Source organism: Nocardia brasiliensis NBRC 14402, from assembly GCF_000308475.2.
Lineage (GTDB): Bacteria > Actinomycetota > Actinomycetes > Mycobacteriales > Mycobacteriaceae > Nocardia > Nocardia brasiliensis.
In genome coordinates this window covers 1-24,789 of the sequence record NZ_BAFT02000047.1, presented here as the reverse complement: position 1 = coordinate 24,789, position 24,789 = coordinate 1, and the positions used below count along the sequence as shown (strand labels likewise).

The 24,789-nt window shown below is 68.6% G+C and carries 27 protein-coding genes; 19 read left to right on the top strand and 8 right to left on the bottom strand.

All coding sequences use genetic code 11. The features are described from left to right. Window positions 1–9 precede the first annotated feature (9 nt). The 7 genes from TY25_RS15235 (at window position 10) to TY25_RS15210 (ending at window position 5,535) form a co-directional block, all read left to right on the top strand. Window positions 10–1,257: a lytic transglycosylase domain-containing protein gene (locus TY25_RS15235; RefSeq protein WP_081868887.1), complete on the top strand. Its 1,248-nt coding sequence runs from the start codon at window positions 10–12 to the stop codon at window positions 1,255–1,257. A 113-nt stretch (window positions 1,258–1,370) separates the two neighbouring features. Then, window positions 1,371–2,222, top strand: a complete 852-nt coding sequence (locus TY25_RS15230) for a lytic transglycosylase domain-containing protein (protein WP_042256789.1) — start codon at window positions 1,371–1,373, stop codon at window positions 2,220–2,222. A 19-nt stretch (window positions 2,223–2,241) separates the two neighbouring features. Next, window positions 2,242–3,378, top strand: coding sequence for an Mrp/NBP35 family ATP-binding protein (locus TY25_RS15225; RefSeq protein ID WP_042256787.1), 1,137 nt, complete (start codon window positions 2,242–2,244; stop codon window positions 3,376–3,378). Between the two features lie 81 nt (window positions 3,379–3,459). Beyond that, entirely contained in the window at window positions 3,460–3,786 is a 327-nt protein-coding gene (locus TY25_RS15220; RefSeq protein ID WP_029902227.1) for a DivIVA domain-containing protein, read from the top strand. Continuing rightward, a complete protein-coding gene (locus tag TY25_RS15215; RefSeq protein WP_042256785.1) occupies window positions 3,783–4,388 on the top strand; it encodes a DNA-3-methyladenine glycosylase I in 606 nt (201 codons plus the stop codon). The genes TY25_RS15220 and TY25_RS15215 overlap by 4 nt, the downstream gene beginning before the upstream one ends. A gap of 141 nt (window positions 4,389–4,529) precedes the next feature. Continuing rightward, entirely contained in the window at window positions 4,530–4,697 is a 168-nt protein-coding gene (locus TY25_RS41660; protein ID WP_011211259.1) for a DUF3117 domain-containing protein, read from the top strand. Continuing rightward, entirely contained in the window at window positions 4,684–5,535 is an 852-nt protein-coding gene (locus tag TY25_RS15210) for a putative RNA methyltransferase (protein ID WP_042256783.1), read from the top strand. Before TY25_RS41660 ends, TY25_RS15210 begins: the two co-directional genes overlap by 14 nt. Before the next feature lie 165 nt (window positions 5,536–5,700). On the opposite strand, the gene glgA is transcribed toward TY25_RS15210, so the two are convergent. After that, window positions 5,701–6,858 carry a glycogen synthase gene (glgA, locus tag TY25_RS15205; protein WP_042256835.1) on the bottom strand — a complete coding sequence of 386 codons (1,158 nt, stop codon included), beginning with the start codon at window positions 6,856–6,858 and terminating at the stop codon, window positions 5,701–5,703. A gap of 138 nt (window positions 6,859–6,996) precedes the next feature. Between glgA and glgC the strand changes: the two genes are divergently transcribed. Genes glgC through TY25_RS40585 form a run of 4 tightly spaced genes read left to right on the top strand, consistent with a single transcriptional unit; the run spans window position 6,997 to window position 11,111 of the window. Further along, window positions 6,997–8,211, top strand: coding sequence for a glucose-1-phosphate adenylyltransferase (glgC, locus tag TY25_RS15200; protein ID WP_042256782.1), 1,215 nt, complete (start codon window positions 6,997–6,999; stop codon window positions 8,209–8,211). Between the two features lie 36 nt (window positions 8,212–8,247). Further along, window positions 8,248–8,748, top strand: coding sequence for a hypothetical protein (locus TY25_RS15195; RefSeq protein ID WP_081868886.1), 501 nt, complete (start codon window positions 8,248–8,250; stop codon window positions 8,746–8,748). Between the two features lie 15 nt (window positions 8,749–8,763). Continuing rightward, window positions 8,764–9,945 (top strand): DUF6545 domain-containing protein, encoded by a 1,182-nt coding sequence (locus TY25_RS15190; protein ID WP_042256779.1) that lies wholly within the window; start codon window positions 8,764–8,766, stop codon window positions 9,943–9,945. A 14-nt stretch (window positions 9,946–9,959) separates the two neighbouring features. Next, window positions 9,960–11,111 (top strand): DUF6545 domain-containing protein, encoded by a 1,152-nt coding sequence (locus tag TY25_RS40585; RefSeq protein WP_146154144.1) that lies wholly within the window; start codon window positions 9,960–9,962, stop codon window positions 11,109–11,111. Between the two features lie 40 nt (window positions 11,112–11,151). Here TY25_RS40585 and TY25_RS15180 read toward each other — a convergent pair whose 3' ends face one another. From TY25_RS15180 to TY25_RS15170, 3 genes are all read right to left on the bottom strand, one after another. Continuing rightward, window positions 11,152–11,370 carry a hypothetical protein gene (locus TY25_RS15180; protein ID WP_042256778.1) on the bottom strand — a complete coding sequence of 73 codons (219 nt, stop codon included), beginning with the start codon at window positions 11,368–11,370 and terminating at the stop codon, window positions 11,152–11,154. Between the two features lie 371 nt (window positions 11,371–11,741). Further along, on the bottom strand, window positions 11,742–11,975 hold the full coding sequence (locus TY25_RS15175) for a hypothetical protein (RefSeq protein WP_042256777.1): 234 nt from the start codon (window positions 11,973–11,975) through the stop codon (window positions 11,742–11,744). Window positions 11,976–12,105: 130 nt separating this feature from the next. Further along, window positions 12,106–12,738 carry an O-methyltransferase gene (locus tag TY25_RS15170; RefSeq protein ID WP_370466187.1) on the bottom strand — a complete coding sequence of 211 codons (633 nt, stop codon included), beginning with the start codon at window positions 12,736–12,738 and terminating at the stop codon, window positions 12,106–12,108. Window positions 12,739–13,037: 299 nt separating this feature from the next. Between TY25_RS15170 and sigE the strand changes: the two genes are divergently transcribed. From sigE to TY25_RS15130, 8 genes are all read left to right on the top strand, one after another. After that, the gene (gene sigE / locus TY25_RS15165; protein ID WP_014987952.1) at window positions 13,038–13,694 is read left to right on the top strand and encodes an RNA polymerase sigma factor SigE; all 657 of its coding nucleotides are present in this window, start codon (window positions 13,038–13,040) and stop codon (window positions 13,692–13,694) included. 62 nt (window positions 13,695–13,756) lie between these two features. Beyond that, window positions 13,757–14,149: a zf-HC2 domain-containing protein gene (locus TY25_RS15160; RefSeq protein WP_042256775.1), complete on the top strand. Its 393-nt coding sequence runs from the start codon at window positions 13,757–13,759 to the stop codon at window positions 14,147–14,149. Between the two features lie 10 nt (window positions 14,150–14,159). Continuing rightward, window positions 14,160–15,710 carry a S1C family serine protease gene (locus TY25_RS15155; protein ID WP_081868885.1) on the top strand — a complete coding sequence of 517 codons (1,551 nt, stop codon included), beginning with the start codon at window positions 14,160–14,162 and terminating at the stop codon, window positions 15,708–15,710. A 293-nt stretch (window positions 15,711–16,003) separates the two neighbouring features. Then, on the top strand, window positions 16,004–16,420 hold the full coding sequence (gene tatB / locus TY25_RS15150) for a Sec-independent protein translocase protein TatB (RefSeq protein WP_014987955.1): 417 nt from the start codon (window positions 16,004–16,006) through the stop codon (window positions 16,418–16,420). A 101-nt stretch (window positions 16,421–16,521) separates the two neighbouring features. Beyond that, the gene (locus TY25_RS15145) at window positions 16,522–17,379 is read left to right on the top strand and encodes a hypothetical protein (RefSeq protein WP_014987956.1); all 858 of its coding nucleotides are present in this window, start codon (window positions 16,522–16,524) and stop codon (window positions 17,377–17,379) included. A 150-nt stretch (window positions 17,380–17,529) separates the two neighbouring features. Further along, window positions 17,530–18,102, top strand: a complete 573-nt coding sequence (locus tag TY25_RS15140; protein WP_146154143.1) for a hypothetical protein — start codon at window positions 17,530–17,532, stop codon at window positions 18,100–18,102. A 22-nt stretch (window positions 18,103–18,124) separates the two neighbouring features. After that, window positions 18,125–18,340, top strand: coding sequence for a hypothetical protein (locus TY25_RS15135; protein WP_042256773.1), 216 nt, complete (start codon window positions 18,125–18,127; stop codon window positions 18,338–18,340). A 143-nt stretch (window positions 18,341–18,483) separates the two neighbouring features. Next, a complete protein-coding gene (locus TY25_RS15130; protein WP_042256770.1) occupies window positions 18,484–19,560 on the top strand; it encodes an XdhC family protein in 1,077 nt (358 codons plus the stop codon). A gap of 215 nt (window positions 19,561–19,775) precedes the next feature. On the opposite strand, the gene TY25_RS15125 is transcribed toward TY25_RS15130, so the two are convergent. The 4 genes from TY25_RS15125 to TY25_RS15110 all read right to left on the bottom strand — a co-directional run bounded on the left by TY25_RS15125 (window position 19,776) and on the right by TY25_RS15110 (window position 24,721). Beyond that, complete coding sequence (locus tag TY25_RS15125) at window positions 19,776–22,019, bottom strand: xanthine dehydrogenase family protein molybdopterin-binding subunit (protein ID WP_042256769.1); 2,244 nt, start codon at window positions 22,017–22,019, stop codon at window positions 19,776–19,778. Continuing rightward, window positions 22,016–23,014: an FAD binding domain-containing protein gene (locus TY25_RS15120; protein ID WP_042256768.1), complete on the bottom strand. Its 999-nt coding sequence runs from the start codon at window positions 23,012–23,014 to the stop codon at window positions 22,016–22,018. The genes TY25_RS15125 and TY25_RS15120 overlap by 4 nt, the downstream gene beginning before the upstream one ends. Then, complete coding sequence (locus tag TY25_RS15115) at window positions 23,011–23,544, bottom strand: (2Fe-2S)-binding protein (protein ID WP_370466188.1); 534 nt, start codon at window positions 23,542–23,544, stop codon at window positions 23,011–23,013. Before TY25_RS15115 ends, TY25_RS15120 begins: the two co-directional genes overlap by 4 nt. Before the next feature lie 223 nt (window positions 23,545–23,767). Then, the gene (locus tag TY25_RS15110; protein ID WP_042256764.1) at window positions 23,768–24,721 is read right to left on the bottom strand and encodes a glucosyl-3-phosphoglycerate synthase; all 954 of its coding nucleotides are present in this window, start codon (window positions 24,719–24,721) and stop codon (window positions 23,768–23,770) included. Between the last annotated feature and the right edge of the window lie 68 nt (window positions 24,722–24,789).

Below are 24,789 nucleotides of genomic sequence, written 5' to 3'. Positions count from 1 at the left end.
CTTCGAGCTATGACACCATCCGCCAACGGCACCGCGCCGTTCGCCGGGACGATCCCGCTGCAGGAGATCTCGCTCCCACTGGTCGGCGGGGCGCTCGGCATCCCGGAGATCGTGCTCGCCGCGTACCGCAACGCCGAGCTCGCGATGGAATCCTCGACCCCTGGTTGCGGGGTTTCCTGGAGCCTGCTGGCGGGCATCGGCCGGATCGAATCGGGTCACGCCGGCGGCGGGTGCACCGATGCCGCGGGCACCACGGTCACCCCGATCTACGGGCCTGCGCTGGACGGCACCCTGCCCGGCAACGAGATCATCAAGGCCGCCAGCGGCGGTTACGTGCGCGCGGTCGGACCCATGCAGTTCCTTCCCGGCACCTGGGCCCAGTACGCGGCCGACGGCAACGGTGACGGCGTCTCCGATCCCAACAATGTCTTCGACGCCGCGCTCGGCGCGGCCAAGTATCTGTGCTCCGGCGGGCTCGACCTGCGCGACCAGGCGCAGGAACTGCGCGCCGTGCTGCGCTACAACAACTCGACCGCCTACGCGGCGAACGTGCTCAGCTGGGCGGCGGCGTACCGCACCGGCGGCTCGCCGACCCAGGTGACCATCGCCCCCGACATCATCCCGCCGGGCAGCGCCCCGATCCAGGTGGCGGACATGCAGGCCGTCGACACCACGAAGGTGACCTACACGTCGCCGCGCTCGGCCCCGGAAACCACCGCCACCACCCCGGCCGCGCCGACGCCGACCGAGGTGATGATCAACATCCCCGGCCTGCCCCCGATCCCCTGCGGCATCTTCTGCCCGCCGCCGCCGAAGCCACTCAACCCCTGCGACCCGGTGACCGTTCCGGCGCCGATGCCGCGCCCGGGCGACCCGGCCCCGACCGTCGCGGTGCCCGGCGCGCCCGAGCAGACCTTCGGCGCGGGCGTGGCGGCACCCAAGGATCCGGCGCTCCCGGATCCGGCCGCGGACCCGGCGCATCCGGAACGGGCCGTCGCGCCGGTCGCACCGGTCTGCACGACGCCGCCCGTCGGCCCGGAGGCCCAGCAGCAGACCCAGGCGCCGCAGCAGCAGGTGCAAGCGCCCGAGCAGGCCCAGCCGGGGCCGGATTCGGCGCCCACGGTCGCGGTCGAGTCCGCGCCCACGGTCGCGGGTGACCCGCCGCCCGCGCCGGCCCCCGCGGCCGCGCCGACCCAGCCGCCCGGCATCACGCTGCCGTTCGGTGTCGTGATCCCGTTGCCTGCCCCCCAGGGCTGAAAATACACATCGGGACAGGTCACGAAGGAGTAACAAACAGGTCTCGAATGCGGTAGCCTTCTCTTCGTCAGATCACGAAGGGCTCACACGAGCCATTGGAGGGTCACCGCACAGTGGGGCGTCACCGAAAACCACCGACTGTCACCATCCGGCGCAGTTCGGTTCTTGCTCTTACCGGTTTGGTTCCCGCTGGCCTCACGGCCGTCGGCGCCGCGTCCGATGTGGGAAATGGGACTCATGCCGCCGCGGCGGTCCAGCAGCTCCCGGGGGATGAGAACGCGCTGGGCGCCAAGCCCGGCGAGGAGCCGATCGAATTCGTCATGCACGCCATGGCGCAGCAGCGGGTGGCACCGCCGCCGATCGTGAAAACCGTTGCGCTGCCGGAAGGTAGGCAGAAGGCGGAGCTGCCCGCCGGGCCGATGGGCGTGCCGGGCATCGCGGTCGCCGCCTACCAGAACGCCGAGCGGGTGCTCGGCGCCGAGAACCCCACGTGCAATATGCCGTGGACCATGCTGGCCGGCATCGGGCGGGTCGAGTCCACTCACGACTACGGCGGCAAGGCCGACGGCGACGGCAATTCGCTCGCCCCGGTCTACGGGCCCGTGCTCGACGGATCGCTCTACGGCAACAACGTGATTCGCGATTCCGACGACGGCGAGCTGGACGGCCTGGCCGGATACGACCGCGCGATCGGGCCGATGCAGTTCCTGCCGCAGACGTGGAAGCACTACGCGGCCGACGGCAACGGCGACGGCATCGCCGATCCGCAGAACCTCTTCGACGCGGCGCTGACTGCCGGAAAGTACCTGTGCGACGGCGGTTTGAACATGCGCGACCTGTCTCAGCAGTCCAAGGCGATCCTGCGCTACAACAACTCGATGGCCTACGTCGCGAACGTCATGGCCTGGGAGACCTCCTACGCCAACGGCGTCGCACCCCGGCCCGGGGATCTGCCCAAAATTTGACACGCCTAAAATTCCTGCCATGCCAGTAGTTACGGAATCGGATGTGCGGGGCGCCCTCGCGAAGGTCGACGATCCGGAGATCCGCAAGCCGATCACCGAACTGGGCATGGTGAAGAGCATCGCGATCGGCAGCGACAGCAACGTCCATGTCGAGATCTACCTGACCACGGCGGGCTGCCCGCTGCGCACCGAGATCACGCAGCGGGTCACCAGGGCGGTCGCCGATGTCGCCGGGGTCGGTGCGGTCACCGTCGAGCTCGACGTGATGAACGACGAGCAGCGCACCAATCTGCGCAAGCAGCTGCGCGGCGACTCGGCCGACCCGGTCATCCCCTTCGCCCAGCCCGGTTCGCTGACCAGGGTGTACGCCGTCGCGTCCGGTAAGGGCGGGGTCGGGAAGTCGAGCGTCACAGTCAATCTCGCCGCCGCCATGGCCGCCCGCGGCCTCTCGGTCGGCGTGCTCGACGCGGACATCTACGGGCACTCGATCCCGCGCATGCTCGGCACCGACGCCCGCCCGACCCAGGTCGAGAAGATGATCATGCCGCCGCAGGCGCACGGCGTGAAGATGATCTCGATCGCGCAATTCACCAAGGGCAACACGCCCGTGGTGTGGCGCGGCCCGATGCTGCACCGGGCGCTGCAGCAGTTCCTCGCCGACGTGTTCTGGGGCGATCTGGACGTGCTGCTGCTCGACCTGCCGCCCGGCACCGGCGATATCGCCATCTCGATCGCCCAGCTGATCCCCGGCGCGGAGATCCTGGTCGTCACCACCCCGCAGATCGCGGCCGCCGAGGTGGCCGAGCGCGCGGGCGCGATCGCGTTGCAGACCAGGCAGCGGATCGCCGGCGTGGTGGAGAACATGTCCTGGCTCGATCTGCCCGACGGCAGCCGGATGGAGCTCTACGGCGCCGGCGGCGGACAGGTGGTCGCCGAGCGGCTGACCCGCGCGGTCGGCGCCGAGGTGCCGCTGCTCGGTCAGATCCCGATCGAGCAGGGCGTGCGGGAAGCCGGCGACGAAGGCAACCCGATCGTGCTGCGCGATCCGGAGACCCCCGCCGCCAAGGCGCTGCTCGCGGTCGCCGACAAACTCGCGGTCCGGCGCCGCGGGCTCGCCGGCATGTCCCTCGGCATCGACACCACCCGGCATATGTAGGCACCGGCCCTGGTAGCGCGAAGTCCGATTCCCGCGCGAGGACGCGTGCCGGGTGTCGGCGGGTGCCAATAAGCTTGCGGCATGCTCACGTTACTGCTGTACGTGTTGATCGTCGGTCTGGTGGCCGCGGTGCTGTTCCTGCTCGCCAGTGCGGTGTTCGGCCGGTCCGAGGAGCTGGGCCCGCTGCCGGAGGGGACCACCGCGACCGTGCTGCCCGCCGAGGGCATCAGCGGCGCCGACGTCCGCTCCCTGCGCTTCCAGCAGGTGGTGCGCGGCTACAAGACGGGCGAGGTGGACTGGGCACTGGCCCGGCTGGCCGCCCGGATCGATGAATTGCAACACCAACTGGCCGAGGCGCAAGCCAACACCGGACGGTGGCAGACACCGGTCGCGCCCGAGCCGAAATGACCAGCCCCGCCGAGCTGGCCGAGGACGACGGTCGCGTCCGCTGCGCCTGGCCGCTGGAAACCAAGCTCTATCGCGATTACCACGATTACGAGTGGGGCCGGACGCTGCACGGCGACGACGCGCTGTTCGAGCGGCTGTGCCTCGAGGCGTTCCAATCGGGGCTGTCCTGGATCACCATCCTGCGCAAGCGGCCCGCGTTCCGGGCGGCGTTCGCCGATTTCTCGATCGAGCGCGTCGCCGAGTTCGGCGACGCGGACGTGGCCCGGCTGCTCGCCGATCCGGGCATCGTCCGCAACCGGTTGAAGATCGACGCGGCGATCAGCAACGCCCGGGTTGCCAGGGAACTCGATAACGGACTGGACAAGCTGCTGTGGTCGTTCGCGCCGCCGCCCCGGCCGCGCCCCGCGACGGGTGCCGATGTGCCCGCCACCACACCCGAATCCGTAGCTCTGGCAAAAGAATTGAAGCGGAAAGGGTTCCGTTTCGTCGGCCCGACCACCGCCTACGCACTGATGCAGGCGACCGGGATGGTAGATGATCACCTGGCCGATTGCTGGGTCGGTAGCGAGGTGCCCGACACAGGCCGACCGGTCACTTTTTGAACTCAGGTATCCGTCCACATCCGCGATAGGGAAGAATGGGACGGGTGTAGCTCGCCAAATGCCGGCGAGCTCGCTGGTTGGTGACAACTGGAGTTCCAAGAAAGTGCGCAGCATATCGCGCAGATCTGGAGGGAGCAGAGGATGGCGGCCATGAAGCCCCGTACCGGGGACGGTCCCCTCGAGGCAACCAAGGAAGGGCGTGGAATCGTCATGCGGGTTCCACTCGAGGGTGGCGGGCGTCTGGTCGTCGAACTCACGCCGGACGAGGCCGCGGCACTCGGCGACGAACTGAAGAGTGTCACCAGCTAACCAGCAGGCACTCGATGAGGTGGCCGATCTGCTGGCCTGCCCGGAATGCGCGCTCGGTCTCGAGGCGCACGGCCGGGCGTTGCGTTGCGGACACGGGCACAGTTTCGACATTGCCAAGCAGGGCTATGTCAGCCTGCTGACGGGCGCCTCGACCAAAATGACCGGCGACACCGCGACCATGCTGGACGCGCGTGCCGCCTTTCAGGGTGGGGGACATTTCGCGCCGATTGCTGCCGCGACCGCAGCGGCCATCGAGCCGAACGAGGATGCGCTCGCCACGGTGCTGGAGGTAGGCGCGGGCACCGGCTACTACCTGGCCGGGGCGCTCGACGCCATGCCCGCGGCCCGGGGCATCGCGCTGGACGTGGCCAAGCCCGCCGCCCGGCGCTGTGCGCGCGCCCACCCGCGGGCCGCCGCGGTGCTGGCCGACGCCTGGCGTGGGTTACCGGTCCGCGACGGCGTCCTGCGCACGGTGCTGTCGGTGTTCGCGCCGCGCAACCCGGCGGAGGTCGCGCGGGTGCTGGCCCGAGACGGCGTCTTCGTCGTCGTCACTCCCACCGAGCGCCATCTCGGCGAATTGATCGGCCCGCTCGCCATGGTGACCGTCGATCCGGACAAGGACCGCAAACTCGACGCCGCGATGTCCGGCTATTTCACCGCCACCGACCGCCTGCTGGTCGAGTACCCGATGAAACTCGGCCACGCCGACATAGCGAACGTCGTCGGCATGGGGCCCTCCGCACACCACGCCACCGCGGAACACTCCCCCGTCGCCACCCTCCCCGACCCCACCGAAGTCACCGCCTCGGTCCTGGTCTCCACCTATCGCCCGATGTAGTCACCACTCGCACGCCCCGCAACGCTGTGCCTCGCGGCCGCCCGGGCACTGCCACCTGCGCCCGGTCGCGACGCTGGGATTCTCGGTCACGCCGGGTGATCTTTTCGCACCGCTCGATGCGGGGCCGGAGCAGCGTGCAGGTTCCGTGGATGGCCGCGCGGCAGGTCAGAGTTTGCGGACCTGGTCGTAGACCTGGACGGTGCGGGTGGCGATATGGGACCAGTCGAATTCGGCGATCGCGCGGGACCGGCCCGCCGCGCCGAATTCGGCGGCCAGCACGGGGTCGCCGGCGACCTCGTTGATGGCGGCGGCGAGGGCCTGTTCGTAGGCCTCGGTCGCGGCCGGGTCGTAGTGCACCAGGCGTCCGGTCGTGCCGTCGGCGACCACCTCGGGGATGCCGCCGACATCGGAGGCGACGACCGCGGTCGCGCACGCCATCGCCTCCAGGTTGACGATGCCGAGCGGCTCGTACACCGACGGGCAGACGAACACCGTGGCCGCCGCGAGAATCTGGCGGATCTGTTCGGTGGGCAGCATCTCGCGCACCCAGAAGACGTTGCCGCGCCGCCGCTGCAATTCCTCGACCGCCGCGGCCGTCTCGGCCTCCAGCTCCTTGGTGTCCGGCGCGCCCGCGCACAGCACCAGCTGAATATCCGGATCGAAATCGCGGGCCGCGGCGAGCAGATGCCCGACGCCCTTCTGCCGGGTGATCCGGCCGACGAACGCGACGATCGGCCGGTCGGGCCGCACGCCGAGCACGGCCAGCACCGGCCGCGCGCCCGCCGCCACCGGCCCCGGGTACCAGACGCTCGCGTCGATCCCGTTGTGCACCACGTGCACCCGATCGGGGTCGACGGACGGGTAGGCGTCCAGCACGTCGTGGCGCATCCCCTCGCTCACCGCGATGATCGCGTCCGCGTGCTCCACCGCATTGCGTTCCGACCACGACGAGAGCCGGTAGCCGCCGCCGAGTTGCTCGGCCTTCCACGGCCGCCGTGGTTCGAGCGAATGCGCGGTCAGCACGTGCGGGATGCCGTAGAGGGTGGCCGCCAGATGTCCGGCCAGGCCGCTGTACCAGGTGTGCGAGTGCACGACGTCGACCTGGCCCGCGGCGTCGGCCATGCGCAACTGCGCCGACATCATCTGCAGCGCGGCGTTGGCGGCGTAGAGCTGCGGATCCGGTTGGTGCACCACGGCATCGGTGCGCGCGACACCCATACAGTGCACGGTCACATCGCATAGCCGGCGCAACTGCGCAGTCAACTGCGTCACATGCACCCCGGCACCGCCGTACACCTCCGGCGGGTATTCCCGAGTCAGCATCGCGACCCGAAGCCGGTCCGGTGCGCCGGGTTCCACGGTCGACCTCCCGGTGTCCGTGCCGAAACTCACCCGCTTCAAAGTAGACGTTCAACTCCGCAGGGGCCACTCGCCCGCCGGTTACCCGGTAGTTTGGCAGGTGTGAGGAGCCAGCCGCACGTACTCGGGATCGTGCTCGCCGGTGGCGAGGGCAAGCGACTCTTTCCACTCACCGCGGACCGCGCGAAACCTGCGGTGCCCTTCGGTGGTGCGTATCGACTGATCGACTTCGTGCTCAGCAACCTGGTCAACGCCGGTTTTCTGCGATTATGCGTGCTGACCCAGTACAAGTCGCATTCGCTGGACCGCCATATCTCGCAGACCTGGCGGTTGTCCGGGTTCGGCGGCGAATACATCACCCCGGTGCCCGCCCAGCAGCGCCTCGGTCCCCGCTGGTACACCGGCAGCGCGGACGCGATCATGCAGTCGCTCAACCTGATCTTCGACGAGGACCCCGACTACATCGTGGTTTTCGGCGCCGACCACGTGTATCGGATGGATCCGGAACAGATGGTCGCCCACCACATCGACTCCGGGGCGGGCGTCACGGTCGCCGGAATCCGGGTGCCGCGCAGTGAGGCGAGCGCGTTCGGGTGCATCGACTCCGACGAGTCCGGCCGGATCACCCAGTTCCTGGAGAAGCCCGCGCACCCGCCGGGCACGCCCGACGACCCCAATGTCACTTTTGCGTCAATGGGCAATTATGTCTTCACCACCAAGGTGCTGGTGGATTCGATCAAAGCCGACGCCGACAACTCCGACTCCGATCACGACATGGGCGGCGACATCATTCCGTCGCTGGTCGCCTCGGGCCAGGCCAGTGTCTACGACTTCGCCGACAACGAGGTGCCCGGCGCGACCGAGCGCGACCGCGGCTACTGGCGCGACGTCGGCACCATCGACGCGTTCTACGACGCGCACATGGACCTGGTATCGGTGCACCCCGTGTTCAACCTCTACAACCGGCACTGGCCGATCCGCGGCGCCGCCGAGAACCTGCCGCCCGCGAAATTCGCGCAGGGCGGGCTGGCCCAGGAGTGCATCGTCGGCGCGGGCAGCATCCTGTCGGCCGCCACCGTGCGCAATTCGGTGCTCAGTTCCAATGTCGTGGTCGACGACGGGGCGACCGTCGAGGGCAGCGTGCTGATGCCCGGCGTGCGGATCGGGCGGGGCGCGGTGGTCCGGCGGGCCATTCTGGACAAGAACGTGGTCGTCGGCGAGGGCGAGATCATCGGCGTCGATCTGGAGCGCGATCGCGAACGATTTGCTGTCAGCAACGGCGGTGTGGTCACGGTGGGCAAGGGCGTCTGGGTGTAGTGGACAGGCGGCCCGGTCCGGCCCGAAAATGTACCGATGATGAGGCGCGCTGACCGAGATCCCGCGCTCGACCATGTCCGAACGCTGGCGGCCTCGCTCGAAGTGCCGCGGCCGTGGCATCTGCCGGCCTTCATCCGGCACATCGAAGAATTGCTCGGCAAACCGATCACGCTCTCGCCCCAACCCGGACTGACGGCGAGCGGGTTTCCGTGCGGCGTGGTCATCGAACGCCCCGACAACGTCGTGGTCGCCTACGACGCGACGAGTTCGGGCTATCACACCGACCACATCGTGCTGCATGAGATCGCGCATCTGCTGCTCGACCACACCGGTTACGTGTCGCAGCCCGCGCAACGCCGCATGGTCGAGCAACTCTTCACCGAACTGGACACCGACACCGTGCTGCGCGTGCTGGCCCGCACCGACTACGACGACGTGCTGGAAAGCCAGGCCGAACTCTTCGCCTCCCTGCTGATGTCCGAAACCGACACTCCCCGTTCCCGTTCCGTCCTCGGCCGCGCGATCTTCCGCCGCTGAGCAGGGGCCGGGGGGATGGTGGACTTTTTCTTACCGACGGCGGTGACCCTGCCGATCGCCGTCTTCGCCTGGCTCCTGCTGGCGCTGCGGCTCGCCCGGTTTCGCGACACACTGGTCGACCGGCGCTACAACATCCTGCTTGCGATGCTCACGGAGATCACCACCACGCACGAGCCGACCCTGCGGCAACTGCTCTCGGATCTGACCGGTGGCTTGCTGAGCAACGGCCTGATCTACCAGTTCGGCGCGATCGGCTTCATGTTCACCGTCGCCGCCAGCCTGCTGCTGGCGGCCGCGATGTTCGGGCACACGCAGCCGGCCGCGGTGGTCTACGGGCTGGCGGCGATTTCCAGTCTGGTGGCGCTGCGGCTCGACGGACTGGCGCACGGGCCGGACCCGGACGCGATGTACCTGCGTCCGGGGTGGGGCCAGCTCGGCTTCTGGCTCGCACTCGCGCCGATGACCTACTGGATGGTCTGCTACCTGGGCGGGGTGTGCGCGATCGAGATGCGCAAACGGCAGCACGACCGCCGCGAGCGCGCCATCCACGCCATGGTGCTCGCCACGGCCTGCTCGGTTTTCGCCGTCACCAGCCTGAACCTGATCGCCGCGGTCCAACGCGGTCTCGGCCGCCAGAACTGGGTGACGGACCTGCATCTGGCCATCGACCACAACGCCGTCTTCGTGCAGATCCTGCCGTTCTTCGGCATCGCCGCCGTCCCCGTGCTGGCCTCGCTGATCGACGCGGCCGGGCTGGACCTGTGGTCGCGCCGTCGAAAGCGCTTGCTGCCCTTGTGGTTCGACCTCACCGCTGCCTGCCCCGAGATCGTGCATCGCGCCTCGACCCCGGACGGCCCACAGCGCAGCCGTTACTTCCTGCATCGCACCGTGATCGAGATCCGGGACAGCCTGCTCCTGCTCTCCCGCTACGCCTCCCCCACGCCGGCATCGTTACGCGCCGAGATCGCCGCGGCGGCGCACACCGATCCGGAACGTGCGGCCCTCGATCTGGCGGTCCGCATGGTGCGTGCTTGCGCAGCGAAGACCCGTGGCGACGCGCCGACCGCCACCTACTCGCTACAGCACAACGCAGGCAACAACCTGGCCGAGGAATCCGCCGAACTGGCCGCCGTCGCCGCCCAGTGGTCCCGGGCTCGCGCGCTCGTGGCGGGTGCCGCGGTGGTCGAGCGGCGGTAGCGATGCCCACGGCGGTGACTCTGCCCATTGCCCTGTGCTCCCTGTTGCTGTTGCCGGTTCGACTGATCCGGTTCCACGCGAGACTGATCGATCGGCGCATCACCGTGCAATTCGCGTTGATCACCGCGATCGTGCTGACCCACGAACCCACCCTGCGCGACCTGATCATCTCGCTCACCGGAGGTAGCCTCGATCAGGGACTGATCTACCAGTGTGGCGCAATCGGATTCATGTTCGCCACCGCGGCGAGCCTGCTGTTGGCGGCGGCCATGCTGGACCGCCCGTATTCCCCCGCACTCGTCTACGGCGTAGCGGCGATGTCGTGCGCGATCGCACTGCTCTGCGGTGGCGTGGTGCACGGCCCCCGTCCGGAGGCGATCTACGAGCAGGAAGGATGGGGACAGTTCGGCTTCTGGCTGGCGTTGGCCCCGTTGTCCTACTGGATGGTGTTCTTCTTCGTCCGAGTCTGCACCGCGGAAATCGGGAAGCGGTTGCAGCGACGCGAATTCGCGCTGCACATCGCGGTATTGGCGACGGCTTACACCGTTGCCCTGATCCTGACCCTGACATTGGTGGCCGCGGCACAGCGCGCGGTCGGACGCGACAACTGGCTGACCGACGCGCAGATCGCGGTCGATCGAGACGCGATCTTCTTGCAGGCCTTGGTGTTCATCGGCATCGGCGGCATGCCCGCGGTGGCCTGGCTGCTCGAACTCGTCGGGCTCGACACCTGGTCCCGCCGCCGGAAGCGCTTGCAGCCCTTGTGGTCCGAGTTGACGGCCGCCTGCCCGGAGATCGTGCATCGCACCGCGGTACCGTTGGGCGCGCGACAGAGCCGGTATCTGTTGCATCGCACCGTGATAGAGATCCGCGACAGCGCGCTGCTGCTCGCCCGCTACGCCGCGTCGCCACCGCCGCGGTTGACCGCGACGATCGCCGCGACCGCTCGCAGCGAACGGGAACGCGACGCTTTGGATCTCGCCGTCCGGCTGTCGCTCGCCTGCACCGCCAAGTCCCGGGGCGCGGCGCCGACCGGCACGCACTCGCTGCTGCACACCACCGGGGACAGCCTGGCCGACGAGGCCGCCGAACTGGCCGCCGTCGCGGCCCAGTGGTCCCGGGCCCGCGCGTTGGTCGGCGACGCCATGGAGAGCAGGGCGACGTGACAGAAATCCGGGGTTCCGATTTCCGGCGATCAGCCGGTGCTCACTGTGGGACGGGGGTGGCGGTGCAGAAGGGGGCGCAGGAGCCGGGGGTGCGGGGGACGGTGCTCCTGGACGAGTCACCGAAGTCTGCGGTGCTGACCAGATAAACGATCAGGATCGCGCCGAGCAGGACCAGGGCGAAGGCGATCGTCGCGCCGCCCCAGTGGATCGGGCGGCGATCGTTGTCCTCGTTGTTGTTGTTCAAGAAGTAGTAGATCACTCGGGTCGCACCTCTTCCGCAGGCCCGGAACAGGCGGTACCGGTGCGGTACCGGTTCGTGCTGTGAGCAGCATGCGCCTCGGATCGCCGTGGCGCTGCCGTTTCGCGCACCTGCGACGGCGACGCGGTCGGTGACCGGCCCACCCCTCCCGGGTCGGTCACCGACGGGTGCCGAACGCCGACGGGGCGCGTCCGTGTGCGGCCTCCCTGCTCGCACACGAACACCCGAAGGCGAACCGGACATCGTACATCGGGGACCGGACTTCAGGACTGGTGATCCACGCCACAGCAGGTCAGGCAATACCCAGTGCGACAACCGAATTCAGCATCGGGTCGCGCGGCGCCGCGGCGCGCGCGGACCGGAGCGCGGAACTATCGGACCGGCGGCGCGGCAGGCGCCGTACAGAACGGCTCGCACGGCCCGGGCGGTGGCGTCACTTTCGTCGGGCCGGTATCGAAATCGGTATTACTCACGACCACCATCACGAGGATCGCGGCCACTATGACGAAGCCGAAAATCAGTAGTGTCGGCCGCAGCCAACTGGAGCGGTGTTCGGTCACCACATGGCCGACATGGCCGATTTCGAAATATTCGTACCCACGCATTGCTTTACCTCCGCCGCCAGGCTGATCGGGGTATACCCAGCGCCGAGCGGTGGAATCAGCAAGTGCGAATCACGCAGTCACACAGCAACTGTCACGAAGTGCGCGGCACCTGGACGGCTTTGCGCGAATGCTAACCCCGTGAGGCGCAGAGCAATCCGTCGCCGACCGGGATCAGCACGCTGGTGAGTTCCGGATCCTCGGCGATCGCCCGGGTCGCGGCGCGCACCGCCTGGGTGGCCGGATCACGCTGTGCCGCATCGGGTACCCGGCCGCCGAGCAACGCGTTGTGCAGCAGGATGGCACCCCCTTCGCGCAACAGTCGCACCGCCTGACCGACGTACTGCGGATGCTCGAGCGGCGCGGCGTCGATGAACACCAGATCGTAGGCGCCGTCGGCGAGCCGGGGCAGCACGTCGAGCGCGCGACCGTTGATCAACCGGGTGCGCGCGGGCGGGATCTCCGCGGCGCGGAAGGCCTCCTTGGCGGCACGCTGATGCTCCGGCTCGGAGTCGATGGTGGTCAGCGTGCCGTCCTCGCGCATGCCGTCGAGCAGCCACAGACCGCTGATGCCCGCCCCGGTGCCCACCTCGACCACCGCCTTGGCCCCGAGCAGCTGGGCGTACATGCTGAGCAGCGCGCCGACCGAGGGCGGCACCGGTACCGCTCCGAGCTCGGTGGCCCGTTCACGCGCGCTGACGAGGATCTCGTCTTCCACGACGGATTCCTCCACGTAGGCGAGATTTCGCTCCAAATTCGATGCCACGCCTATGAGGTTAGTGCTGGCCGCCGGTTATCCGCGTTCCGAACAACACGCCCCGCCGAGCAATCTGCGGGACGATTTTTCTCAGCCAGCCCTCAGCATCTCCATACACAGGCCATATCAGGACAGGAAAGAGTAGGGGCCAACGCAAGACCACCGACCGGATCGACGCGGGACGCGGGAACAACGACAGACAGGTTGTCGGTTGTATCCGTACGTAACGGTTCCAGGTCCGAAAGAGATTTCGGATCGGAGCGTGGTTCCGAGTTTACCGGTCCCTAGTAGGAGGTAGCCCCATCCACATGGTCGATGCGGCGCGTGAGTACGCCACCCTGCCCGAGCAGATCCTGCCGATCGAGTCCGACGCCGCCGAGGCTGCCGACCTGACCGGTACCGCTGCTTTCGATGCCACCGGCGACCGGTCGGCGATGCCGTCCTGGGACGATCTGGTCCGCGAACACGCCGACCGGGTCTATCGCCTGGCCTACCGTCTTTCCGGCGACGCGCAGGACGCCGAGGATCTCACCCAGGAAACGTTCATCCGGGTGTTCCGCTCGTTGTCCAACTACCAGCCGGGCACCTTCGAGGGCTGGCTGCACCGCATCACCACGAACCTGTTCCTGGACATGGTCCGGCGCCGCAATCGCATCCGGATGGAAGCACTGCCCGAAGATTACGATCGGGTGCCTTCCGAAGGTCCCGACCCGGAACAGGCCTACCACGACGCTCGGCTCGATCCAGACCTGCAATCCGCGCTGGATTCGCTGGCCCCGGAATTCCGCGCCGCGGTGGTGCTGTGTGACATCGAAGGGCTGTCCTACGAGGAGATCGGCGCTACGCTCGGGGTGAAACTCGGCACCGTGCGCAGCCGGATTCATCGTGGGCGGCAGGCATTGCGTGACCACCTTGCGCATAATGGAAGTGAGCAGCGGTTCGCCGCTGAAGCGAATATCGGGTGAGCCGGACAACGCCGGCATCGCCCTACGGATCGGATGATGTCGGTTGGAAGGGTGAACACCGAATGAGTGGCGACTCCAGTACGCCCGGTCGTCGTCCGCCTCGATTCCGTCCCACCGAGCATCTGGCCAGCGAGGCGATCGCGGCCTATGTGGACGGCGAGTTGCGGATGAATGCCTATCTGCGTGCCGCCCAACATCTTTCCCAGTGCCCGGAGTGCGCGGCCGAGGTCGACGCGCAGCAGCAGGCCCGGATCGCGCTGCGTCAGTCCGGCCCCATCCAGTTGCCGACCGGCTTGCACGACAGCCTGAACCGTATTCCGCTGGCCGAATTGCCGGGCGGCGCGACGAATCAATCCACCAACGGTTCCCACGCGACTCCGCGTAACGAGGCAGTTTTCGGATTCCTGACCGATTCGTTCACCGCGACCCGGTGGACAACCTGGTGGCGCAAGTAGAGTTTGGGCCGTGACGACGGAATCGACGAATACCGGATCGCCCGAGACCCCGGATCGCGTCCAGGGCAGGCAATCGGATTCGGCGCCCAGGGGTAACCTGCGGCCGCCGGACGCGCCCGTACTCGGTCCGCGCCCGGTTTATCGCCCGCATGTCGACACGCATACCGCCCGCGCCTTCCGCAGGCCGTCCGGGCAGTCGGGTTCGTTCGCCGAACCGCTGCCCCGGGGCGCCGCGCCGGTCGCGGGCGCGGATCTGCAGAACCGTCCGCCGGACGCGGTGCTGGCCGAGGCTTTCGGCCGCCCGGAAGGCTCGACCGAACTGTTGCAGCGCGACCCCGACGCGGCCGAGGGCACCGCGACCGTCGCGGGCCCGGTCGATCCGTGGCGTGATCCCGCCGCTGCCGCCCGACTGGGCGCTCCCGCAGTGCCTACCCCCACCGCCGAACCCCTGCCGGAGGCGCGGCGCCTGAGCGCCCGCGAGGTGCTTTTCGGCTCCCGGGTCGCGCCCAAGGCGCTGGCTCTGCTCGCCGTCCTCGCGCTCGCGGTCGGTGTGCTCGGCGGCCTCGTCGGCAGGCTGACCGCCGAGCAGGCTTCGACGCTCACCTCGCGCAAGGTCACGCTGGAGCAGAGCGCCGACACCGAGCAGCCGCACAGCCAGATCGCCAAAGTGGCCAACGCGGTGCTGCCGGCGGTGGTGTCCATCCGGGTCACCGTCGGCGACAACGGCGCGACCGGTTCCGGCGTGGTGATCGACGGCCAGGGTTTCATCACCACCAACAACCACGTGGTGTCGATGGCCGCCCAGGACAAGACCAACCGGGCCACCATCCAGGTCACCTTCTCCGACGGCACGAAGGTGCCCGCGCAGATCGTGGGCCGGGATCCGAAGACCGATCTCGCGGTGCTCAAGGTCGACGTCAAGAACCTCACCGTGGCCAAGCTCGGCAAGTCCGACAACATCCAGGTCGGCGACGAGGTGCTCGCCATCGGCTCGCCGCTCGGGCTGAGCAAGACGGTCACCTCCGGCATCGTCAGCGCGCTGCACCGCCCCGTCGCCCTCGAGGGCGAGGGCAGCGATACCAAGGCCGTGATCGACGCGGTGCAGACCGACGCCTCGATCAACCCCGGCAACTCCGGTGGCGCACTGGTCGACATGGAGGGCCGGCTGGTCGGCATCAACACCGCGATCCGCAGTGAATCCGGCGGCTCGGTCGGCCTCGGTTTCGCCATCCCGATCGATCAGGTGACCAACGTGGCGCAGACCCTGATCCGCGACGGCGTCATGCATCACGCCCAGCTCGGCGTCAGCGCGCAGACCAAGAACGTGGCCAACGAGGTGATGTCCGGCGCCCGGGTCGCCGATGTCACGCCCGGCAGCCCGGCGGCCAAGGCCGGCATCGTCGAGGGCGATGTCATCGTCAAGGTCGGCGATCGCGAGGTGACCTCGCGTGACGAGCTGGTTCTCGCCGTGCAACTGAACAAGATCGGCGACACCGTGACCGTCCAGCTGATCCGCGACGGCAGGCGGGTCGACGTGCCGGTCACCTTGCAGTCGGACTGACAACATGGTGCCGACCCGCCCCACGGAACTGTGAATCTTCCAGTACCGCATGGCGTCCGCCGCAGGGGTCTCCCCAGTTCACCCACGGCCCTGTGAGATAGCTCTCACCACTCCGGCGGCCGCGACCACGGCGCGCGGGCGTTGATCGACGCGTAGTCGTTCCGGGCATCGGGCGGCCAGTCGTCTCCACGGCGGCTGCACGGTTCGTTGGCATCGCGGCGGCCGGATCCGCGGGGTTCCCCAGCTGTGAATCCAACTGAGCCGCTGGTGGGATGGCCGGGTAGCCTGGAACCGTGTTCAGCAACATCGGCTGGAGCGAGATGATGATCTTGCTCGTCGCCGCCCTCGTGATCCTCGGACCGGAGCGACTGCCCGGCGCGGTTCGCTGGACCACGCGCAGCCTGCGCCAGGTGCGCGACTACGCCAGCGGCGCCACCGCGCAGCTGAAGGACGAACTCGGCCCGGAATTCGAGGACCTGCGCAAGCCGCTGGCCGACCTGAACGAACTGCGCGGTATGACTCCGCGCTCGATGGTCACCAAACACCTTCTCAACGGCGACGATTCGATCCTGAAGAATCTGGAGAGCGCGCTGCCCGACAAGAAGGACATCTACGGCACCGGCGGCGCGATGCCGGACTATCCGATGCCCAAGCTGGAAAAACCGTTGGAGCGCAACGAGCGTCCGCCGATCGATACCGACGCCACCTGAACTCTCACAAGATCATCGAACTGGCCCATACGAGTCACGAGTAGGGCTCAGTGTCAAGAAAGCTAAACACCTTGGCGTGTCCAGCTGTCTAGACTTCGCACATGTCGGCCGATGACGTGGCGCGAGTTTTCGCGATCGAAGACAAGGTCGAGCGTTTGAAGGCGGCCACCGATGGGGTGGCGGCGGCCCAGCAGACGATCAACGAACTCACCAGGATTCGCCGTGCGGTGATCCGGGAACTCCACGCCGAAGGCTGGACGTTCGCGAGAATCGGTGCGGCAGCCGGGCTTTCCCGCGCGCGAATCCATCAGGTCAGCACCCAGGGGCCCGCACCGGAAGGGTTGTTCTTCGGGCACGGGACGCTGACCGTACTGGTGCCGGAGGTGCGGGCGGGCCGGGTGATCGGCGCGCCCGATCCGGCGGCGCCGCACCGGCTGGTCGAGCTGCTCCGCGAACTCGGTTTCACCGCTTCGATCGAACACTTCCTGCCGGGCAGGCCGGTCGACCTGAGTCGCGATGGCCTGATCGTGCTCGGCGGCCCCGAGCTGTCCCCCAGCCTGCGCCAGCTCATCGCGGCGGACCCGCGGTTGCGCCGGGCCGTGGCCCGCGCGGGCGACGCGCGGCGCGGGATCGAGGACCGCGCGGCCCGGCGGGTCTATCGGCCCGGCGGTCCCGACCCTCACGACATCGCGTATCTGGCCCGATTGCCGCGGCCGGACGGGCGCGGCACGGTGCTGATGATCGACGGCATGCACCCGCCGGGTTCCCTCGGTGCCATCCGTTTGCTCGCCACCCGATTGGCCACGCTGCACGAACGCGCCGCGACCCATTTGTTCTCGGTGCTCGTCGCGTGCCGGTTCGACCGCGCGACCGGTGAGCCGCTGGAGGCCGAACTACTCACGCCGGTCTACCGCCACGACCCCGAAACCCGTTTGCCCGCACCGGGTCTGCGCCGCTGACCGCGACCCGTCCGGCGCCTTGCGGGGCCGTGGCCTGATACCTGAGCGCCCGCAGATGTGGCACAGGTCACGCCGCTCTTCCATTCGGGAATTCTCGATGCGATGGTTGAATAGCTAGAAGATAACTAAGCGTTGATAGGTGAAGTTCCGATGAGTGTTCCAGGTTCGTTTGCAGCCAGTTCCGCGCCGACGGTCCGCACGGTGCGGCGCGATCCGCAGGCACCGACGAGTCCGGCCGCCGTCGATGCGACCGAACCGACCATCACCACCCATCGGGTCACCTACAGCGATCGGCTGAAACTGTTCGTCGGCGCGGGCGAAACGATCGAAAGTTACCTGCGCCCGCTCCGCAGGCTCGACGGTCACCACCGCTACTCGGTGCAGCTGACCCGACTGCCCGACGCTATGCGCTCCACCGAGATCAGCCCGGCGATCAGCGCCGCGCCGGGCGCGAACTACCTGTTGTGCACCGGCTCCGCCGATGCGGTGGTCGTCGAGCTCTGCCACACCGTCGATGCCGTCACCCGGCGGTTCACCGTCGGCCGGGCGGGCAGCCGAGACGGCGAGCCCGGCATCTGCGTCCAGGTGCCCGACAGTGTGCCCGCACCGTGGATCTACCCGGACGAAGTGTGGACGGCCGAGGAAACCGCCGCGATCTTCGCGAACTATTTCCGCACCGGCACGGTCCCGACCGATCTGGTGCTCCGCGAAACGACCGACTGACGCGTCACCCGAGGAGGCAGTGATGAACCCGCTCATCATCGTCGGCGGCACCGTACTGGTGTTCGGCCTGCTCGTCCTTGTCGTGACCGTCCTGCGCAGACCTACCGCACCGTACGGCCAGCTCACCGTCGCCGCCCTGCAGGCGCGACTCGCCGAGGAGAACTCGCCGAGCGCGCCGGAGGCCGAGGAACGACTCGTCGAGTTGCCGGTCCCCGAGGCGTTGCAAGAATCCTCCTGACCACGCCGCGGTGCCCGCCGATGCCCCAGCGCAGCGCAAACCGCAGGGCGAACCGCGTAAGCGGTCACATAGCTTCCGGATAGCTACCCTGAGTAGTACGGCGGCAACACTGCCGTCGCTCAGCTCGAGGGAGGTACGTGCCGATGCGCGCAATGCTCGAGCAACTCATCGCTTCGCTGGCGCAAGGTCCGGTGGCGCTGGCCCGGGTGGTCGATACCACCGGTCCCGGACCGCGTGAGCTGGGCGCCGCGATGATCGTCACCGACGCCGGCGCGGTTCTCGGGTCCGTCTCGGGTGGTTGCGTGGAGGCGGCCGTCGTCGAGTCCGCGCGGCAGGTGCTCGACACCGGTCAACCGGTGACCGACCGGTTCGGCTATGCCGACGGTGACGGCCTCGCGGTCGGCTTGACCTGCGGGGGCGAGATCGAGGTGTTCGTCGAGCCGGTCGGTCGCGACCTGATCCCGATCCTCACCCGGCTGCGACAGGACCTCGAGTCGGGCACGCCGGTCGCGCTGGCCACCCGGATGGACGCGGCCGGTGCGTGGCACCTGGTGTACTCGGACAGCGCCGAACCGTGGCACGGGGTGGACCGGGACGCTCGCGCGCTGCTCGACGCGGGCCGCAGCGGGTTGGTGGGTGCGGACGAATGCGAGGTGCACAGCTCGCCGCGGCCACGGGTGTTCGTCCAGGTCTTCGCCGCGCCCGCCCGGATGATCCTGGCCGGTGCCAACGATTTCGTCCGGGCGCTCAGCCGTACCGGCCGACAGCTCGGCTATCGGGTCACCGTCGTGGACGCGCGTGAAACCTTCGCCACCGCAGCCCGATTCCCGGCCGCGCACGAGGTCGTCGTCGACTGGCCGCACCGCTATCTGCGCGCCGAGCACGAGGCCGGGCGGGTCGACGGCCGCACCGTGGTCTGCGTGCTCACCCACGACACCAAGTTCGACGTACCGACCATCGCGGCCGCACTGGACCTCGACGACCTCGGTTTCGTCGGCGCCCTCGGTTCCCGGCGCACCCATGCCGAACGCACCGAGCGCCTACGCGCGGCGGGAGTCACCGAGAGCCGCCTGGCCCGCCTGAAGAGCCCGCTCGGCCTCGACCTCAACGCCCGCACCCCCGACGAGACCGCGATCTCCATCGCCGCCCAGATCCTCGCCGAACGCAGCGCCGCCTCAGCCCGCCCCCTCGACCGCCTCGACGGCCCCATCCACCGCTGACCCCGGCCGCACCGCGCATGCCCTCGGCGTCCGAGATCCGGCGCGGCCGTCTACTGCCCGCCGAACCTTGCCGTGTCGAGCACCCACCACACTCAGCCGCGCCGCGCGCCCACCACACTCAGCCCCGCCCGTCCTGGCGCACACGAGCACGACGGATCATCCACCGCACCCGGACGAAACCCGAAGTGCCGGTGCTCGATCCGCGTCGGCTGTGCTCAGAGCAGGTGTTCGATGCGCAATGGGATGTCGCGCAGGCGTTTTCCGGTGGCGTGATGTACGGCGTTGACGATGGCTGCGGCGGCACCGATCATGCCGAGTTCGCCGATGCCCTTGACGCCCAAAGGGTTCACCACCGAGTCGTCGACCTCTACGAACGAGATGTCGACGGCGGGGGCGTCGGCGTTCACCGGCAGCAGGTATTCCAGCAGGGAGGCGTTGGCCCACCGGCCGTCCCGGATATCGGGCACGCTGCCCTCCATGAGTGCTTGGGACAGGCCCCAATTCATGCCGCCGAGCACCTGACTGCGGGCCAGCTTCACATTGAGCACCCGCCCCGGGGCGAACGCGCCGACCATGCGCCGGACCCGGATCAACCCCAGCTCCGGATCGACGGCGACCTCGGCGAACTGCGCGCCGAAGCTCATCTTTCCGTAGGGCGCGGGCGTCGTCGCGGGCCGCCAGCCGCCGGTCGTCTCGATATCCGAAAGCTGATTGCGCTCGAGGACGTCGGCGTACGAATCGCTGACCGACGGATCGTCGCGCAGCCGCAACCTCCCGTGGACGCCTTCGATCTCGTCGGGCGTGCGACCGCGCAACGGGGAATCGATATCGGCGACCGCGACGTCGATGAGCTGCCGGAGCAGATCGGAGCAGGTGTTGTGCACCGCGGAACTCACCGCGCTCGCGCCGATCGACCCGACAGTCGCCGCCACGTTCGGATAGTCGGTGTTGCCGATCTCGAATCGGATGCGGTCGAACGGCATTCCCATCGCGTCCCCGGCGACCTGGGTCATCGCCGTGGCGACACCGGTGCCGAATTCCTGGGTGCCCGCCTGCACCACGAGCGACCCGTCCGAACGCAACCGCGCGTGCGCGCGTTGCGGCTGGCCGGGTTCGTACACCGGGTACCCCGCGGTGCCGACGCCCCAGCCGATGAGCCAGTTGCCGTCGACGTGCGAACCCGGCGTCTGCTGACGTCCGTCCCAGCCGAACCGCTCCGCGGCCTGCCGCAGGCAATCGAGGTAACCGTCGGAGCTCCACGGGTTTCCGCTTTCCGGATCGACCGCGGCGTGATTGCGCAGGCGCAGTTCCACCGGGTCGGCGCCGAGCTGGGTGGCGAGTTCGTCGATCGCGCATTCGAGCGCGACCATGCCCGAGGCCTCGCCGGGGCCGCGCATGAAGGTGGGCGTCATGATGTTGGCCTTGATCAGCCGATACTGCCCCTCCCAGTGCGGGATGCCGTAGGCCTTGCTCGCCACCTCGAGCGAGGGCTCGGCCCAGTCGTCGAAATGCGAAGTGAGGGAGAGCTTGTGGTGGCGCAGTCCGGTGAACCGGCCTTCGGCGTCGCTCACCAGCGTGACGCGCTGCTCCTGCTCTTCCCGTAACCCGGTGCCGTAGAACATCTGCTCCCGGTTCAGGATCACCCGGATCGGCCGGCCCAGCTCCCGAGCGATCAGCGGCGCGAGCGTAACGTGCGGCCACATCATCGCTTTGGCGCCGAAACCGCCGCCGACGTAGTCCGTCACCACCCGCACCTTGCTCGGCGAGATCCCGAGGTGTGCCGCGATGGTCAGCTGGCTGGCCACGATGCCCTGGGTGGCGTCGTAGACGGTGACCGAATCCCCGTTCCACATCGCGGCGGTGACCGAGCATTCGATCGGATTGTGGTGGTTGGCGGCGAACCGGAAGGTGGCGTCGACGGTGTGCGCTGCGGCTGCGGCCGCACCGGCGAAGTCGCCGCGCGACTGAGTGGCCGGGACGAACCCGGCGAAGATCTTCTCCGGCACATACTGTTCGTCGCGCCCGTCGTCCAAACGCACCAGGGCGGGCTGCTCGTCGTAAGTCGCCTCGATCAACCGGGCGGCCTGCTGGGCGACCTCGAAGGTATCCGCCACCACCACGGCGATCGGCTGGCCGAAGTAGTGGATCGTGGTGTCCTGCATGGGAAAGAAGGTCTGTCCGGGCGCGGGATGGCCGAACAGTGAGGGCACCAGCGGCACCGTGGTGACCCGCGGCAGGTTCTCGTGGGTGAACACGGCCACCGCGCCGGCCCGCAGTGCGCGGCTGATGTCGAGGGAAGTCAGTGTGCCGTTACCGATCTCGGCGCCCACGAGCACGCCGTACGCGGCGTTCGGCATCGGGATCTCGGCGGTGTAGCGCGCCGCGCCGGTGACCTTGGCGTACCCGTCGATGCGGTCGCGCGGCTGACCGATCAGCTTCTCGGCGGCGGGCGCGCTCATTTCCGCTCTCCTCGCGCCGCGACGGTTTCCAGGGTGCGCACCAGGGTGCGTTGCGCCAGTGCGATTTTGAACCGGTTCATCGGGTGGCTGTCGTCGGCGGCCGCGAGTTCGGTGGCCGCCGCCGCGGCGAAGTTCTCTTTCGTCGCGGGTTGGCCGGTGAGTAGATCCTCGGCCATTCTGGCCCGCCACGGTTTGGTCGCCACGCCGCCGAGGCCGATCCGGACATCGCGCACGACACCGTCCGCCAGATCTAGTGCCACGGCCGCGGAAGCGGCGGCGAACTCATAGGATTCGCGGTCGCGCACCTTCAGGTAGTGCGAGTTCTTCGCGAACGGCAAGGGCGGCACGTCGATCCGGATGATGAGCTCGTCACTGGTGATCGGATGCTCCAGATGCGGTGTGGCGCCGGGCAACAGGAAGAAGTCGTCGAAGGGGATGCTGCGGATGCCGCGCGGCCCTTGCACCTGCACCACGGCATCGAGCGCGGTGAGCGGGTTCGCCATATCGGAGGGGTGCATCGCGAAACAGTGCTCGCTGGTGCCCAATACGGCATTGCCGCGGTGCAGTCCTTCGAGGGCGCCGCAGCCGCTGCCGGGCTCGCGCTTGTTGCAGGCGTAGGCGATATCGCGGAACTGCGGGCAGCGCACCTTCTGCATCAGGTTGCCGCCCATCGACGCCATATTGCGGATCTGCGCGGACGCACCCTTCCACAGCGCGCTCGACAGGAACGGAAAGCGTTCCCGCACACCGGGATCGGCCGCGACCTCGCTCATCCGGACCATCGCGCCGATGCGCAGCCCGCCGTCCGGGGTGTGCTCCAGCTCGGTCAGCGGCAGCCGGTTGATGTCGACGACGTTGTCCGGCTCCATCGCGCCGATGCGCAGCATATCCACCAGAGTCGTACCGCCGGCGAGGAATACGGTGTTCGGACGGGCAGCGACCGCGATGAGCGCCTCGTCCACGGTTTCGGCGCGCGCGAAGGCGATGGGCTTCATCGGGTCTGCCCCATTTCACCCTCCGCGGTCTTTATCGCGTCGCGGATGTTCTGATAGGCGGCGCAGCGGCAGATATTGCCGCTCATCCATTCGGCGATCTCTTCGTCACTGCCGGTATGGCCCTCTTCGATGCATTTGATCGCCGACATGATCTGACCGGGCGTGCAGTAACCGCATTGGAAGCCGTCGCAGCTGATGAACGCGCGCTGCACCGGATGCAGCTCGTCCCCCTCCGCGACCCCCTCGATCGTGGTGACCTCTCGGCCTTGCACACTCAATGCGAGAGTGAGACAGGACAATTCGCGCTTCCCGTCGACCCACACCGTGCAGGCGCCGCAGGCGCCCTGGTCGCAGCCCTTCTTGGTGCCGGTGAGGCGCAGATATTCGCGCAGGGCGTCGAGCAGGCTGACCCGGGGTTCGAGGGCCACCGGAAAATCGTGACCGTTCACCCGCAGCGTGGCCAACGTGTAATCGGGACCGGCAAACTCCGGCTGACGCGTGTCCTGCTTGGGTAGCTCACCAATAGTCATAAACGTATCTCCTGCTCATGAGCGCGCGGCGGACGCGTATCTCGAAATACAGCATGCGAACGTAAGACCTGGCAAACATCGTAGCGTCTGTTCAGCAAACCTGCTCGCGAACCACATCGCGGCCTCAGATCGGCTCGGCAGCCGGTGAATTCGGCACCACGTGGTCCGGACAGCAGCGAACCCGGGCGGCCGAGGGCGCCCGGGTTCGCGGATCAGGCTTGGTTCAGGCTGCGGCCCAGGCGGGGCGCAGCGTGTTCATCGGCGGACGGTCGGCCAGCGACACCTCGGTGCTGTGCGCGGTGAAGGCGTCACCGACCAGCGGGAACTGGGTGAGTGCGGCGCCGGAGTCCTGGACGCCGCTGCGGCCGAGCACGGTACCCAGGATCTGCCTGCTCATCACGCCCAGGTCGGCCAGCGGCCGGTTGCGGTGCGTGCGCACCCCCAGGTTGACCTGACCGATCGCGGACAGGCCGACCTGGTCGTAGGTGTCGAGCAGCAGACCGATCTCCACGCCGTAGCCGGGCGCGAACGGGACGGCGGTGAGCAGTTCGCGGGTGCCCGCGTACTCGCCGCCCAGCGGCTGCAGCACCTGCGAGAGTTCGGGCCGCAGCGCGGCGAGCAACGGCCGGGCGACGAGCTCGGTGACCCGGCCGCCGCCGTGCGCGTCCACCGCGCCGCCCTGCCGCAGCGGCCTGCGGTAGTAGGCCTTGACCAGGTGCATATCGTCGACGGTGAGCAGCGGGCCGAGCAGCTTGGGCACGAACGCCGGATCGGGGTCGATGAGGTCGGAGTCGACGAAGGCGATGAGGTCACCGCTGGTCACGGCCAGCGAACGCCACAGCACCTCGCCCTTGCCGGGTACCGGGTCGAGTTCGGGCACCGCCTGCTCCCGCGTGATCACCTCGGCGCCCGCAGCGCGGGCCCGTTCGGCCGTGGCGTCGGTGGAGCCGGAATCGAGCACGATCAGCTCGTCGACCAGGGTGCCGAGCAGCGGCCGGATGCTGGCCACCACGTCGGCGACGGTGTTCTCCTCGTTCAGCGCGGGCAGCACCACCGACACGGTGCGGCCCGCCTTGGCGGCGACGAGCTCGTCCACCGACCAGCTCGGGGTGTCCCAGGTGTTCGTCGTGGCCCATGGCGGGCTGTACTCGCGGCTGTGGGGGTGGTGAAAGTTCATACCAAACCTCGCAGGGTGCGTGCTGGGGGCCGGATGCCCTGGATGGCGGCGATCATGTCCACTACCCG